The sequence below is a fragment of the Kosakonia pseudosacchari genome (assembly GCF_015167415.1).
Taxonomy (GTDB): domain Bacteria; phylum Pseudomonadota; class Gammaproteobacteria; order Enterobacterales; family Enterobacteriaceae; genus Kosakonia; species Kosakonia pseudosacchari.
Genome location: NZ_CP063425.1, coordinates 2,142,220 through 2,157,097, shown reverse-complemented (window position 1 = coordinate 2,157,097; position 14,878 = coordinate 2,142,220). Strand labels below are relative to the sequence as shown.

Here is a 14,878-nt window from a genome sequence, read left to right as displayed (position 1 = left end):
CACAAAAAACAGAAGTTAGCAGAATGACAAAAGATTATTGCAGAAGTGATAACAATAGCGGGGGAAGAAAACCGAGGGAGAAGAGGCTCTCCCTCGCGATAGATCAATGCAGTGCAGCAGTCAGACCGCCGAAAACAATCAGGCCCAGAACGATGACGGTAGTGATTAAAGAATACTTCAGATCGGTGCTCATCAATTTTCCCCTTTTTAATTTCCCCACAAAAAGTGAGATAACGCATTTTTGCACAAATTATCTTAAAAATCTTGCGGGAATTGGCAGGAGAAACGTTTTAATACTTCCCCTTTTGCTCAAGATCAGACAAAATTCGACGCTAAATTTATTAGCGTACCGGCCATTGACTCCCCTCCTGACGTCCAGTGTCGTTTTCCCGGCGTACCGCACCCCCTTTGATGGGTACAGGGTGATTAAAGGCAAACGTTTACCTTATGTATTATCAGGAGCTTATGATATGGTCTGGAGTGATATCTGATGGCAACGATTAAAGACGTAGCGAAACGAGCAAACGTTTCCACTACAACCGTATCACATGTAATTAACAAAACCCGTTTCGTCGCCGAAGAAACGCGCAATGCCGTGTGGGCGGCGATTAAAGAGTTGCACTATTCCCCCAGCGCCGTCGCCCGCAGCCTGAAAGTGAATCACACAAAATCGATCGGCTTGCTGGCCACCAGCAGTGAAGCGGCCTACTTTGCTGAAATTATTGAAGCCGTTGAGAAAAAGTGCTTCCAGAAGGGTTACACCCTGATCCTCGGTAATGCCTGGAATAGCCTGGAAAAACAGCGGGCTTATCTGTCGATGATGGCGCAAAAACGCGTCGATGGCTTGCTGGTAATGTGTTCCGAATACCCGGAATCGCTGTTAAGCATGCTCGAAGAGTACCGCCATATCCCGATGGTGGTGATGGACTGGGGCGAAGCGAAGGCCGACTTTACGGATTCCGTTATTGATAACGCCTTTGAAGGCGGTTATATGGCCGGGCGCTATCTTATTGACCGCGGACACCGCGATATTGGCGTGATCCCCGGTCCTCTGGAGCGTAACACTGGCGCTGGCCGTCTGGCTGGCTTTATGAAAGCGATGGAAGAAGCTCTTATTAGCGTGCCGGAAAGCTGGATCGTCCAGGGCGATTTCGAGCCGGAATCCGGCTATCGCGCGATGCAGCAAATCCTCGGTCAGGCGCATCGTCCTACCGCTGTCTTTTGCGGTGGTGACATTATGGCAATGGGCGCGCTGTGCGCTGCCGATGAGATGGGTTTACGCGTACCGCAGGATATTTCCCTGATTGGTTATGACAACGTGCGTAACTCACGCTTCTTCACCCCGGCGTTGACCACGATTCACCAGCCGAAAGACTCGCTGGGAGAAACGGCGTTTACCATGCTGCTTGATCGCATCGTCAACAAGCGCGAAGAGTCGCAGTCTATTGAAGTGCATCCGCGCCTGGTTGAGCGCCGTTCCGTGGCCGATGGTCCGTTCCGCGACTACCGCCGCTAATCGCTTATTACGGAGCCGTTAATTCGGCTCCCGTAACCATTCATTATTCAGCGTTTCACTATCTCCCAGGTATTCCAGCAGCCAGTTTAACGCCGGGGAAGCTTCATTTTGCTGCCACGTCAGGCAGCACGCCGCGTCCGGGAAGGGGTTTTCCAGCGTCAGCGCGACCCAGTCACCGCTGTCGAGCCGTGGGCGGGCAAAGTGTGCCGGCACCATTCCCACGCATAATCCTGCCGATAAGCACGCCTCCGACGACGCCCAATCCGGGACGATCACGCGTTTCTGATTATCCAGCAGCCAGGTAATACGTTTGGGCAACGAACGGGACGTATCTTCCTGGATAAGTGAAGGCCAGTTGCGTAAGGTGTCGTCGCTAAGCGGGCCTGCCAGTGACGCCAGCGGATGGCGACTGGAAACCACACATTTCCAGCTCAGCATCCCCATATCGCGAAACGCATAGCGCCCGCCGACGGGAATGGCCTGCGTTGCGCCGATCGCCAGTTCAACCCGCCCATCAGCAAGCGCATCCCAGACACCGTTAAATACTTCCTGGTAGACCTGTAACTCAACGTCGCTGAAATGGCGATAGAAATCGACGATCAATTGCCGGGTACGCTCAGGTTTGACGATGTTGTCGACCGCAATCGCCAGTTGTCCGCGCCAGCCGTTAGCGATTTGCTGACACTGCTGACGGGTGATCTGCATTTTTTTGATAACAGCACGCCCTTCTTTCAAAAACCAGACCCCGGCAGGCGTGAGCTCGACATCACGATGGCGGCGTTCAAACAGCGGAACAGCCAGCCACTCCTCAAGCTGTCGCACGGTATAGCTCACTGCAGAGGGCACACGGTGTAACTCCTGCGCTGCACCGCTAAAACTGCCATTGCGGGCGACAGCATCAACCACTTCCAGCGAATATTCTGACCACATAATCTGCCTGCAAAAATTTTGAAACCACTACGCAAATATTAGCGTTTCACAAGCCTTAATGCACTCCTTACACTCAACAGCCCTGATTACCTGCAATAAAGAGAAACCCACATGCAACCTGGCAATGGATTTTTAGTCTGGCTCGCGGGATTAAGCGTGCTCGGCTTTTTAGCCACTGATATGTACCTCCCCGCTTTCAGCGCGATACAGCAAGATTTACACACATCGTCTGCGGTGGTTAGCGCAACCTTAAGCCTGTTTCTGGCGGGCTTTGCCATTGCGCAACTGGTATGGGGGCCGCTATCGGATCGCTATGGCCGCAAGCCGGTTTTGCTGGCCGGGCTGGCGATTTTCGCGCTGGGCTGTCTGGGTACATTATGGGTACGCGATGCAACCCTGCTGCTGGTGCTGCGCTTTGTCCAGGCGGTTGGCGTCTGCGCCGCGACAGTAAGCTGGCAGGCGCTGGTGACGGATAACTATCCCACGCATCGCGTTAATCGCATCTTCGCCACCATTATGCCGCTCGTTGGTTTAACACCCGCTCTGGCACCGCTGCTGGGAGCCTGGATCCTTGCGCATTTCAACTGGCAGGCCATTTTCGCCACCTTACTGGCGATCACATTGATTCTGATGATCCCGGCATGGCGACTGAAAGCACCGGCGAATAAAATTGAGCACCACGAACAACCGCTGACCTTTATGGATCTGCTGCGCGCCAGGGATTATCGCGGGAATGTCATTATCTATGCCGCCTGCTCGGCCAGTTTCTTCGCCTGGCTGACCGGTTCGCCGTTTATTCTGCATGAAATGGGTTATGGCCCATCGGTGATTGGCCTCAGTTATGTGCCGCAAACCATCGCCTTTTTGGTCGGCGGTTACGGTTGCCGTGCCGCGCTGCAGAAATGGCAGGGTTCGCGTTTACTGCCGTGGCTGCTGGGGGCGTTCGCGTTAAGCGTCCTCGCCACCTGGGCCGTTGGTTTTATGCCGGACGTTTCGCTGACCGCGCTGCTCATCCCCTTCTGCTTTATGGCGATGGCCAACGGCGCGATTTACCCGATCGTGGTCGCGCAGGCGCTGCGTCCTTTCCCGCAAGCTACCGGCCGCGCCGCAGCTTTGCAGAATACGCTACAACTGGGTTTATGTTTCCTGGCAAGCCTGGTCGTCTCATGGCTCATCGCCACACCACTGCTTACGACAACCAGTGTCATGGTAGCAATGGTGCTGCTGGCCGCATTGGGCTATCGGCTTCAGCGCCGCGCAGCCGATGAACTGGCAGATAAAAAGGTGGTGGCTTCCTCGTCGCATTAATCGCATTGATAGTTGCGCAAGCGACTATCAATAACGCAGTGGTTAGCTTGCTACTGGCTTTTTATTGAATCACCCGATTTTGAAGCCTATACTCATTTTCGGCTGTTTAATAAATACGATAAATATTATGCATTAACGGGTACCGGATTGTACCCGTTTACCCATGGAAGGCCTTTCGGCAAGGGTCCTCTCCCTTCCTCTGTTCTACGTCGGATATCAGCCTCACGGTGAAAACCGTGAGATTTCTCACAAGCCCGAAAAAGCGTCTACGCTGTTTGAAGGTTCTGATCACTACCAGTGATGGAGAAGTTATGAGTTCATCGTGTATAGAAGAAGTTAGCGTACGGGATGACAATTGGTTCCGTATAGCAAACGAACTGCTGGGTCGCGCAGGTATCCGCGTCAACGGTCCCGCAGCGTCAGATATTCAGGTGAAAAATCCTGATTTTTTCAAACGCGTTTTACAGGAAGGCTCGCTCGGACTCGGCGAAAGTTATATGGACGGCTGGTGGGATTGCCCCCGCCTGGACATATTCTTTACCAAGGTGTTGCGCGCCGGGCTGGAAAACCAACTTCCGCATCATCTCAAAGACACACTCCGCATTGCCGGAGCAAGATTATTTAATCTGCAAAGCAAAAAAAGGGCCTGGATTGTGGGCAAAGAACATTACGATCTTGGTAATGATCTCTTTACCCGCATGCTGGATCCGCAGATGCAATACTCTTGCGCCTACTGGAAAGACGCTGAAACGCTGGATGACGCACAACGGGCAAAACTGCGGCTTATTGGTGAAAAGCTGCAGTTGAAACCCGGCATGCGCGTGCTGGATATTGGCTGTGGGTGGGGTGGCCTGGCGCAGTTTATGGCGCAACATTATGGCGTCAGTGTGGTTGGCGTGACGATTTCTGCAGAGCAGCAAAAACTGGCGCAGAAGCGTTGCGAAGGGCTGGATGTCGATATTCGCTTGCAGGATTATCGCGATCTCGACGAGCAATTTGACCGCATTGTTTCCGTTGGCATGTTTGAACATGTCGGGCCAAAAAACTACGCGACCTATTTCCGCGTCGTTGATCGTAACCTGAAACCCGATGGCATTTTTTTACTGCACACCATCGGCTCAAAACGAACCGATCACAATGTTGATCCGTGGATCAACCGCTACATCTTCCCGAATGGCTGTCTGCCTTCTGTGCGCCAGATTGCGGATGCCAGCGAATCACACTTTGTGATGGAAGACTGGCACAATTTCGGCGCGGATTATGACCGTACGTTGATGGCGTGGTATGAGCGTTTTCTTGACGCCTGGCCGGAAATTGCCGACAACTACTCGGAACGCTTTAAACGGATGTTCAGCTATTATCTCAATGCCTGCGCGGGAGCGTTTCGTGCGCGAGATATTCAGCTCTGGCAGGTGGTTTTCAGCCGAGGGATCGAACACGGGTTGCGCGTGGCGCGTTAACAAAATAAACCCCGGCATGCCGGGGTTTATTTTTACTCTTCACTGGCAGCGGCTACGATCGCCGCTTCTTTCGAAGCCAGCACGCGTTCCACGGTATCAACAACGGCCTGCGTTTGCGGGTCGATTTCGATATTCACGCGATGGCCCAGCTTTTTCGCGCCAAGCGTCGTGCGCTGCAGCGTTTCCGGAATCAGATGCACACAAAACCGGCTGCTGGTGACTTCGCCAACCGTCAGACTTATCCCGTCAATGCCGATAAATCCTTTGTACAGAATGTATTTCATCAGCGCAGGATCTTGCACCTTGAACCAGATCTGGCGGTTATTTTCTGAGGTCAGAATTTTGACAATTTCGGCGGTGGTCATGATATGACCCGACATTAAGTGACCGCCAATTTCATCACTGAATTTTGCGGCGCGCTCAACGTTTACCGTGTCGCCCACCTGCAGATCGCCGAGATTGGTGATACGCAGCGTCTCTTTCATCAGATCAAAGCTGATATGGCTGCCATTAATCGCCGTCACAGTCAGGCAGCAACCATTATTGGCAATGGAAGCGCCGGTCTCAATGCCATCCAGCATCGTCTCAGGCAACTCAACAACGTGAGTGCGGAAATTGGGTTTATCATCAATTGACACCAGTTTCGCCGTGCCTTGCACAATACCCGTAAACATACTTACCACTCCTGTTCCATTCATACGGTCATTACCGTGTTCTTTACGCACAATAACAGGTGAAATTTACCCTTGCCAGTTTCAATCGCCCTGCCCCCCTTTTTCCCGCCACTCTGGTGAGAAGATAAGCGTAGCGCCGCGTGCTAAAAGATAATTTTGCTTTATGACTGGCATGGCAAAAGCGCGCCATAGCAGGTAATATTTGTACACATGTCGCACCCATCGCTGTGCGGCATCCTTTTTAGCACAAGGAAAAACTCCTTCCTGATTAGTCGTTCCTTTCTTATTTATAACAACAAGATAAAAGGTGTTCGCGTGCAGAAGTATATAAGAGAAGCGGGTCAGTTACTGGCGCTCGCCGTGCCGGTTATTTTCGCGCAGGTCGCCCAGACAGCCATGGGCTTCGTCGATACGGTCATGGCCGGCGGCTATAGCGCCACGGATATGGCGGCGGTGGCAATCGGGACGTCAATCTGGTTTCCCGCCATTCTGTTTGGCCACGGCCTGCTGCTGGCAATGACGCCGGTGATTGCCCAGTTAAACGGTTCCGGACGTCGCGACAGAATCGCCCATCAGGTTGGTCAGGGGTTCTGGCTGGCGGGCTTGGTCGCAGTGTTGATCATGATTGTGCTGTGGAATGCCGGTCATATTATTTACGCCATGCATAACATCGACCCGCAACTGGCGGATAAAGCCGTGCGGTTTTTGCGTGCGCTGATGTGGGGGGCGCCGGGCTATCTCTTTTTCCAGGTGATGCGTAATCAGTGCGAAGGCCTCGCCCGCACGATCCCGGGTATGCTGATGGGGTTTGTCGGCCTGCTGGTGAATATCCCGGTGAACTACATCTTTATTTACGGTCATTTCGGTATGCCCGAACTCGGCGGCGTGGGCTGCGGTGTGGCGACAGCGTCCGTCTATTGGGTGATGTTTTTCTGCATGCGCCTGTACGTCAAACGCGCCCGCGCGATGCGTGATATTCAAGCCATGCAACGTTTTGCCAAACCGGACTTCGCGGTGTTAAAACGCCTGACCCAGCTCGGGCTTCCCATTGCGCTGGCACTCTTTTTCGAAGTAACGCTGTTTGCCGTGGTGGCGCTGCTCGTTTCGCCGTTGGGTATTGTCGATGTCGCCGGACATCAGATCGCGCTTAATTTCAGTTCGCTGATGTTCGTTCTGCCGATGTCGCTGGCTGCCGCAGTGACGATTCGCGTCGGTTTTCGCCTTGGGCAAGGCTCAACGCTTGATGCAAAAACATCAGCGCACACGGGACTCATTGTCGGTATCTGCATGGCGGCATTAACAGCGATTTTTACCGCGTTAATGCGTGAACATATCGCGTTAATCTATAACGATAATCCAGAGGTCGTGACGCTGGCATCGCACTTGATGTTGCTGGCGGCGATTTACCAAATCTCCGACTCCATTCAGGTGATTGGCAGCGGTATCCTGCGTGGCTATAAAGATACGCGCTCGATCTTTTTTATCACCTTTATAGCTTACTGGGTGCTGGGTTTACCGGTGGGTTACACGCTGGCGTTAACCGATTTAGTGGTCGACAGAATGGGCCCTGCGGGTTTCTGGATGGGCTTTATTATTGGCCTGACGTCGGCGGCGATAATGATGATGCTGCGGATGCGTTTCCTGCAACGCCAGCCTTCTGCGCTGATTTTGCAGCGCGCCGCACGTTAAAACCGCAGTAGCCGCCCGTTGGCGGCTACTTTCACCGCGTTTTGGTTAGTTGTTCCGCAATCGAGTGAATTGCGTGAGAAATTTGCCATTTTCCACTTGCCACATCTCCGGCCTGCCGCTAATATTCGTCCCCGTTGTCAACCACAACACTGCGTTCATAGCTCAGTTGGTTAGAGCACCACCTTGACATGGTGGGGGTCGTTGGTTCGAGTCCAATTGAACGCACCATTCCTCTTCAGTGCGTCCGTAGCTCAGTTGGTTAGAGCACCACCTTGACATGGTGGGGGTCGATGGTTCGAGTCCATTCGGACGCACCATTCTTAGTTATTCTCAGCATTTATTCCTCTTGTTTCATCTCATCATGAAAATCACCGCCACGCGTAAGCGCCACAGATAAAGCGACCTTCCCCAGATGCTGCAATTAGCTGATAAAAAAAGCCGCACCCTGCGGCGCGGCTTTTCGTATTGCAGCCTGGTTATCAGAAGCCGACTTTCAGCGTGATTTGACCACCGTAGCCGCCAGTGCCTGCGTCGTCGATGCTCCGGGTGTAACCCGCGCGCACGCCGAGGGTAACGTTATCGCGGATCTGGCCGTCGATGCCGACATCCAGCGACGCGGCGGTGCCGTCCTGATCCGGATTGAACGCGACCTCGCTGCCTGCTACGCCCGGCGCGCTGACATTCAGCGTACCCTTCGAGTCGAAGGTCTGGATGAAAGACGGACGCACCCACCAGCTTACCGGTACCGGTTTGCCTGTCTCTTTCAGCGTCGCGTTGTTGCCCAGACGCAGACCGGCACGCACCTGCTGGCTGTGACCGTCACCGAACTTCACGTCTGCGACGTCATCATTGCCATCTTTCAGGTTCACGCCGCGATACTGGTACTGCACCTGCGGTTCCAGCACCAGGCCGCCGCCAATCTCAAACGGCAGACCGGTTTCGAAGGAGCCAACGTAGCCCCAGCCGTGGGTTTTCAGACCGTCGCCATCGCGCGGGTTGGTATCGAAGTTGTGGCGCGTCCCCTGGGCCACCACATCCATCCACCAGCCACTCTCATGCACGCCGTTGAGATAGAGACCACCGCTGTAAGCGTCGTCGCGTACCGTACCGGCTTTGGACTTGTTGTTGCGCTGCACGTCGACGGCAGAAAGCCCCGCCGCACCGTACACGCCAACAGTCCATTCCATGGTAGAGGCCGCTCCCTGCCACAGATCGCTACCGATCTGCAGGAAGGTATAGCCGCCTTTACTATCCGGCGTGTTGCCACTGCGCAGGTCGTTGCCGCCGTGATCGTGGCTCAGTTGACCGGCCTGGAAACGCGCCCACATGTTGCTACCGCTTTCGGCTGCGGTACGCGCCGCATAGCGACGGGCATCCAGCGAGCCGAGCAGCGCACTGTCGTAGTCCATTGCCTGCGCATAGACGGAGCTATAGAGATACGTCGCCGAACGGTAGTTTTGCGGGCCGTTCTCGTTGCCACCCGCTTCCGCAGTCGTCAGATACCAGCTCTCGTCGGCGCTGCCCTGTTGCAGGGTGTAGTTATACGCACCGGCCTGCAGGCTGCCGTTGAGGCTGAAAGCATCATCGGTCGTGGTCGCGCCGTTGATGGCATTCACCACCTGAATGCCGTTGCCAGTGGTACGTGCACCCAGACCGCCCTGGCTACGAATGGCGATCTGTGTATTACCAGTGGCGGTGCCGCCGTCCAGCACCAGGCTGTCACTCACTGCGGTATTACCGGTAAACAGAGTGTTCAGGGTAATGGTGCCGCCATTGCCTACCAGGTTGGTAACGGTCAGGGTTTTCGGAACGAACGTCCCGGTCGGTGCCTGGTAATCGATCGAGCCGCCCAGCGTCAGGTTATTGAGCAGGGAGTCTGCGGTCATCAGCCAGCTTGAACCGGCATCGACGGTTAAATCAGTCGGGTCGATCATCCCGGTCAGCGTGGTACCGTTGGTCAGCTGCAGCGAGGTGCCGCGCTGAGCGATGATGTCGGTTACGGCATCCAGCCCACTGAATACCAGGGTACCGCTCTGCAGATAGGTACCGCCCGCCTGATTAAGCGCGCCACTCAGGGTCAGCGTGTTATCTCCTTCTTTATACAGCGTACCGCTACCATTGATGGCCGCGTTGACGGTGTTGGCACTGCTATCAGTGGTGATGCGCAGTTCGCCGCTGTTGTTAACATTACCGGCAAGCGTAGCACCATCGTTGACTTTAGTGACCCCAGTCAGCATACCGCCCTCGGTGACGCTCAGCGTACCGTTCTCGCTTACTACGGTGTTGTTGGCGCTGCCGTCAGCGGCAACCGACAGCAGACCGCCGCCTTCCAGCAGCACGCTTTCCGCAACCTTATTGGCAATGGAGAAGCTGCCAAGTGCGTTGGTGCCGTTGAGCGTGGTGTCGGTGCCCGCCATCAACGCTGCGCCGCTATTGAGATTGATATTGGTGACCGTTGCACCATCTTCCAGCGCCAGCATGCCGCCGCGCTCAATAGCCGTCAGATCCGCCACGCCCCCGGCACGCACGAACTGGGCGCCGCCTTTGCTGACGGTAGTGGCAATCGCCGTGCCGCCAAAGGTGACACTCTGAGTACCGTTTTCGCTGACGGTGGACGAGGCGACAGTGCCGCCCTGATTAACCACCTGATCGCCAACCACCTTGTTGTCGATAACGATCGCCCCGTCATTGACGTTCTGGATCCCGCCCTCACGGATAATGGTGGAGATCACCGTCCCGCCGCTGTTGACGTTCTGGGTACCGCCACCGTTAATGGTGGTGCTGGTCGCGGTACCGCCGTTCAGCACATTCTGGATCCCGCCAGCCTGGATGGTGGCAAAGACCGATGAACCCCCGCTATAGATATTCTGGATTCCGCGTTCGTAGATCGCCGTGCGCGTGGCGGTCCCGCCGCGGTAGACGTTCTGCACGGCATTCGCGGAAAGATCGGTATCCACCGCGCTGCCGCGCACGTTCTGCTGGCTGGAGTTGATCATCGAGGTGTTCACCGCCGTTGCGCCTGCGGCGATGTTTTGTACGGCGAAATCATCCATCAGGTTGTTTTCCGCGCGCCCACCGCTGTACACATTCTGGATGCTGTTGCGGTTACGGGTATCGGTCACCACTGCGCCGTCGTAAATACCCTGTATCGCCCCGTCGCTCAGCACGGTAGAAGTGGCTGAACCCCCGCTAAAAATACGTTGTTCCGCACGGGTGATTTCCGATCCGGTGGTAGTGCCGAAGACTTCCTGAATGCCGCCATCAATTACCACAGAGACTTCAGCATTGGCATTTTTGTTGATGACCTGACGTCCGCCGTTTTTCACAATGCTGACAATCGAGGTACCGTCAACCACCTGCAGGCCGCCATCGACAAAAGTAAAGTCGGTGACGCCACCGGCGGCAACGTTTTGTCTGCCACCAGTAAAGATGGTGCCGCCGTAGGTGTAACCGCCTGCGTTAACGTTCTGCACGCCCCCCTTCTCGACGCGTGTTTCGAAGGCCTGCCCGCCGCTGCCGATGTTCTGCGTACCGCCGAGCAGTCGCGCGGCGAAGGATTTCGCGCCGTTGTTGACGTACTGCGCACCGCCGTTCAAGACGGTGGAGATCGCCACCGCAGCGTTACTCAGGATCTGCGTCCCGCCGGCGTTAATGACGCTCTGGCGTGCCCAGCCATACGGGTCAACGATCTGCGCACCGCCGTTATTAATCACCGCGTCGAACGACTGGCCGTGCACGCGCTGTACGCCACCGCTGTTAATCAGCGTGCCGCTGGCCTGGCCGCTCTTGGTTACCAGTTGCACCCCGCCGTCGCTGATGCTGGTGCCGGAAGCCGAACCTTCCACCAGTTGGGTACCACCACCAAACACCGTACCGTCAGACGCCGCACCGCCAGCGGAAATGTGTTGCACCCCGCCGTTATTGACGATCGAACCGGCAGCGAGACCGCCGTAGTTGACGATTTGCTGACCGCCGTTATTGATCACGGACGAGATAGCCGTACCATCTACGCTCTGTACGCCACCGCTGTTGATATGGGTGTCAGTGGTTTTACCGCTCCCTGCCACCAGCTGCGTACCGCCATCGTTCACGCTGGCACCGGAGGCGGTACCTTCCACCAGTTGCTTGCCGCCGCCGAAGATGGTGCCGTCAGACGCCGCGCCGCCGAGATTGATGTGCTGCAGGCCGCCGCTGTTCACTGTGGTGCCTGCCGCCAGACCGCCGTTATTCACTAGCTGGATACCGCCGTTACGCACCACGGCCGAAGTCGCGTTGCCATCAACGCTCTGCACACCGCCGCTGTTGATCAGGGTACCGGTCGCTTTGCCGGTGGTTGTGACGATTTGATAAGCGCCATCGTTGATACTGGTGCCGGATGCCGTGCCCGCCACCACTTGTTTACCGCCGCCGAAAATGGTGCCATCAGATGCAGCGCCACCAAGGTTGATGTGCTGCAGACCTCCGCTGTGAACGGCGGTGCCTGCCGCCAGGCCACCGTTATTCACCAACTGGATACCGCCATTGCGTACCACGGACGAGGTGGCGCTGCCGTCCACGCTCTGCACACCGCCGCTGTTGATTTGGGTACTGGAGGTGTTGCCGGTAGCCTGCACGATTTGCAGACCGCCATCGCTGATGCTGGTCCCGGACGCGGTCCCTGCTACTAGCTGTTTACCCCCGCCAAAGATGGTGCCATCAGACGCCGCGCCACCAAGATTAATGTGCTGCAGACCGCCGCTATTGACGATGGAGCCAGCGGCCAGCCCACCGCTGTTCACCAGTTGCACGCCACCGTTATTCACCACGGCGGAGGTCGCCGAGCCGTCAACGCGCTGCAGGCCGCCGCTGTTGATAAGCGCTCCCGTGGCAATGCCGCCGACCTGGACGTGCTGAATGCCGCCGTCGCCGATAACGGTGTCGCCTGCCATACCGGCAACCTGCTGCGTTCCGCCCTGCAGCGTCGTTTTTGAGGCCGCGCCGCCGGCACGCACAATCTGCACGCCATCTTTATCGACGCGAGTATCGTTCGCATGACCGCCGCTGCGGATCAGCTGTTTACCGCCGGTGTAGACGATCGTGCCGTTAGCCGTGCCGTCAACATCCTGGAAACCGCCGTCATAGATTTTGCTGTCGATGGTTTTGCCGGTAACGTGAACCTGCTGCACGCCGCCCGAATCCACACGGGTATTAGATGCCGTACCTTCGACAATCTGAGTACCGCCAAACAACAGCGCATCCGAGGCAGCGCCGCCTTCGTTAATGTGCTGCAGCCCCCCAGAATTAACCAGCGAGCCCGTAGCAAGCGCACCGGAATGGATCAACTGCACCCCGCTATCGTTGACCACGGCGGCGATCGCTGTGCCGTCCACCGCCTGAGTGCCACCGCTGTTGATGATGGTGTCGGTGGCTTTACCGGTGACCTGCACAAGCTGGTAAGCGCCGTTGTTGATGCTGGTGCCGGAGGCCGTACCGGCAACAACTTGCTTACCGCCGCCAAACACCGTGGTGTCGGATGCAGCGCCACCTTCATTGATGTGCTGCAGGCCGCCACTGTTAACCGTCGCGTTGTCCGCCAGCCCGCCGCGGTTCACCAGCTGGGCTCCGCCGTCATTGATAACCGATGAGGTAGCCGTGCCGTCCACGCGTTGCAGGCCGCCTTCATTGATCAGCGATCCACTGGCGCTGCCACCTACCTGAAAATGCTGTACGCCGCCGGCACCGATAATGGTATCTGCCGCCACACCCGCCAGTTGCTGAATACCGCCCAACAGTGTTGTGAAGGCAGTTGAGCCACCTGAGAGCACATTCTGAATACCACCGCTGTTGATCACCGCGCTGGTAGCGGCTCCACCGCTGCGCACTTTCTGCAGACCGCCGTCGTTCACTTCCGCGGAGAACGAGACGCCGTCCACATCCTGTTCACCGCCAGCGTTAACCACCGCATCACTGCTCGTGCCGCTGGCGTGGATCTGCTGCAATCCGCCATTATTAATAATGGTGCCGGAGGTGGTGCCTTCCACCAGTTGGGTGCCGCCGAGCAGAATGGCATCGGATGCTGCACCGCCCTGGCTGATATGCTGCAAACCGCCGGTATTCACTACGCCGCCTGTCGCCAGCCCCCCACGGTTAACCTGCTGCGTACCGCCAGCATTAACAACCGAGGAGATGGCCTGGCCGTCTACGGTCTGCGTACCGCGATTGTTGATGATGGTACCGGTAGATTTGCCGGTTTCCTGTACCAGTTGCGCACCGCCGTCGTTGACGCTGGTGCCGGATGCAGTCCCCGCCAGTACCTGGGTGCCGCCGCCAAACACCACGCCGTCGGAAGCTGCTCCGCCCTGATTGATATGCTGAACCCCGCCGCTGTTCACGATGGTGCCCGCCGCAAGCGCGCCACTATGCACCAGTTGGGTACCGCCGCCGTTAACAACGGCGGAGATAGCGGTGCCGTCTACGGTCTGCGTGCCACGGTTGTTGATGATGGTACCGGTAGCTTTGCCGGTTTGCTGAACCAGTTGCGCGCCACCGTCGTTAAGGTGCGCACCGGATACCGTACCGGCCACGATTTGATTACCGCCGCCAAAAATGGCGGTGTCGGCAGCGGAACCACCGACGTTAACGTGCTGGACACCCCCGCTGTTTACCGTCGCGTCCTGAGAGAAACCACCGCCGTTGATGAGCTGGATGCCGCCGGTGTTAATAACGCCCTGGACTGAACTGCCGTTGACGGCTTGCACGCCGCCAGAGTTAATAATCGTCTGGCTTGCCAGTCCGCTTTCCAGCACCGTCTGCTCACCGCCAGCACCGACAATGGTGTTATTAGCCCTGCCGGCGACCGCCTGCTTGCCGCCGCTGTTAAGCTGCGTGCCTGTTGCCGTCCCGTCCACTTCAACAATCTGTGTCCCGTCAGTGACAACGGTACCGGTCGTCTGACCGTTCTGGCGCACAATCTGCGAACCGCCATCCTGAACGCGGGTATCCACAGTCTGACCGCCCGCCACTATCTGGGTGCCACGGCTGCCGATGGTGTGATTGGTGGTTAACCCGCCAGGATGCACGTTCTGCACGCCCTCCTGCACCACCTCATCGCGCGTCGAACCGGTGACGTCAAGGGTGAACGCCATCACCCCGCTGCTTGCGAACAGGCCGCCCACCGCCGCCGAGATCAATACCGCGCCGCCAGCGCGCTTGCCTTTCGCTCGGGTCAGTTCTGAAACCACCACAAACGCCCGCTGAACGTCATTCCACACCAGCCGGTAACTGCAGTTAAGACTTTTTTTCATTTCTATGTCCTCGAAACC

General features: G+C 56.6%; 8 protein-coding genes and 2 tRNA genes. 6 read left to right on the top strand and 4 right to left on the bottom strand.

Annotation, left to right across the window (positions count from 1 at the left end; all coding sequences use genetic code 11):
* Nucleotides 1–103: 103 nt before the first annotated feature.
* Nucleotides 104–193: a cytochrome bd-I oxidase subunit CydH gene (gene cydH, locus IP581_RS10145; RefSeq protein ID WP_086869391.1), complete on the bottom strand. Its 90-nt coding sequence runs from the start codon at nucleotides 191–193 to the stop codon at nucleotides 104–106.
* A 297-nt stretch (nucleotides 194–490) separates the two neighbouring features.
* Here cydH and purR point away from each other — a divergent pair, with 297 nt between their 5' ends.
* Nucleotides 491–1,516, top strand: coding sequence for an HTH-type transcriptional repressor PurR (gene purR, locus IP581_RS10140; RefSeq protein ID WP_086869393.1), 1,026 nt, complete (start codon nucleotides 491–493; stop codon nucleotides 1,514–1,516).
* Between the two features lie 18 nt (nucleotides 1,517–1,534).
* Here purR and punR read toward each other — a convergent pair whose 3' ends face one another.
* The gene (punR, locus tag IP581_RS10135; RefSeq protein WP_086869394.1) at nucleotides 1,535–2,446 is read right to left on the bottom strand and encodes a DNA-binding transcriptional activator PunR; all 912 of its coding nucleotides are present in this window, start codon (nucleotides 2,444–2,446) and stop codon (nucleotides 1,535–1,537) included.
* Between the two features lie 111 nt (nucleotides 2,447–2,557).
* Between punR and punC the strand changes: the two genes are divergently transcribed.
* Together punC and cfa are read left to right on the top strand one after the other, a co-directional pair.
* Nucleotides 2,558–3,754, top strand: a complete 1,197-nt coding sequence (gene punC, locus IP581_RS10130; protein WP_193822453.1) for a purine nucleoside transporter PunC — start codon at nucleotides 2,558–2,560, stop codon at nucleotides 3,752–3,754.
* A 311-nt stretch (nucleotides 3,755–4,065) separates the two neighbouring features.
* Nucleotides 4,066–5,214, top strand: coding sequence for a cyclopropane fatty acyl phospholipid synthase (cfa, locus tag IP581_RS10125; protein WP_086869397.1), 1,149 nt, complete (start codon nucleotides 4,066–4,068; stop codon nucleotides 5,212–5,214).
* Between the two features lie 32 nt (nucleotides 5,215–5,246).
* Here cfa and IP581_RS10120 read toward each other — a convergent pair whose 3' ends face one another.
* Entirely contained in the window at nucleotides 5,247–5,888 is a 642-nt protein-coding gene (locus IP581_RS10120) for a riboflavin synthase subunit alpha (protein ID WP_086869398.1), read from the bottom strand.
* A 315-nt stretch (nucleotides 5,889–6,203) separates the two neighbouring features.
* Here IP581_RS10120 and mdtK point away from each other — a divergent pair, with 315 nt between their 5' ends.
* From mdtK to IP581_RS10105, 3 genes are all read left to right on the top strand, one after another.
* The gene (gene mdtK, locus IP581_RS10115; RefSeq protein ID WP_086869944.1) at nucleotides 6,204–7,577 is read left to right on the top strand and encodes an MdtK family multidrug efflux MATE transporter; all 1,374 of its coding nucleotides are present in this window, start codon (nucleotides 6,204–6,206) and stop codon (nucleotides 7,575–7,577) included.
* Between the two features lie 151 nt (nucleotides 7,578–7,728).
* Nucleotides 7,729–7,805: transfer RNA gene (locus tag IP581_RS10110), tRNA-Val, on the top strand.
* A 12-nt stretch (nucleotides 7,806–7,817) separates the two neighbouring features.
* Nucleotides 7,818–7,894 (top strand) — tRNA-Val (locus IP581_RS10105).
* Nucleotides 7,895–8,056: 162 nt separating this feature from the next.
* Here the strand turns inward: IP581_RS10105 and IP581_RS10100 are convergent.
* The gene (locus tag IP581_RS10100; RefSeq protein WP_193822452.1) at nucleotides 8,057–14,860 is read right to left on the bottom strand and encodes an AIDA repeat-containing protein; all 6,804 of its coding nucleotides are present in this window, start codon (nucleotides 14,858–14,860) and stop codon (nucleotides 8,057–8,059) included.
* Nucleotides 14,861–14,878 lie beyond the last annotated feature (18 nt).

Coding starts and splice junctions, on each gene's coding strand:
- IP581_RS10100 (WP_193822452.1), bottom strand. CDS start 14,860: ATGAAAAAAAGTCTTAACTGCAGTTACCGGCTGGTGTGGAATGACGTT.
- purR (WP_086869393.1), top strand. CDS start 491: ATGGCAACGATTAAAGACGTAGCGAAACGAGCAAACGTTTCCACTACA.
- cydH (WP_086869391.1), bottom strand. CDS start 193: ATGAGCACCGATCTGAAGTATTCTTTAATCACTACCGTCATCGTTCTG.
- IP581_RS10120 (WP_086869398.1), bottom strand. CDS start 5,888: ATGTTTACGGGTATTGTGCAAGGCACGGCGAAACTGGTGTCAATTGAT.
- punR (WP_086869394.1), bottom strand. CDS start 2,446: ATGTGGTCAGAATATTCGCTGGAAGTGGTTGATGCTGTCGCCCGCAAT.
- punC (WP_193822453.1), top strand. CDS start 2,558: ATGCAACCTGGCAATGGATTTTTAGTCTGGCTCGCGGGATTAAGCGTG.
- cfa (WP_086869397.1), top strand. CDS start 4,066: ATGAGTTCATCGTGTATAGAAGAAGTTAGCGTACGGGATGACAATTGG.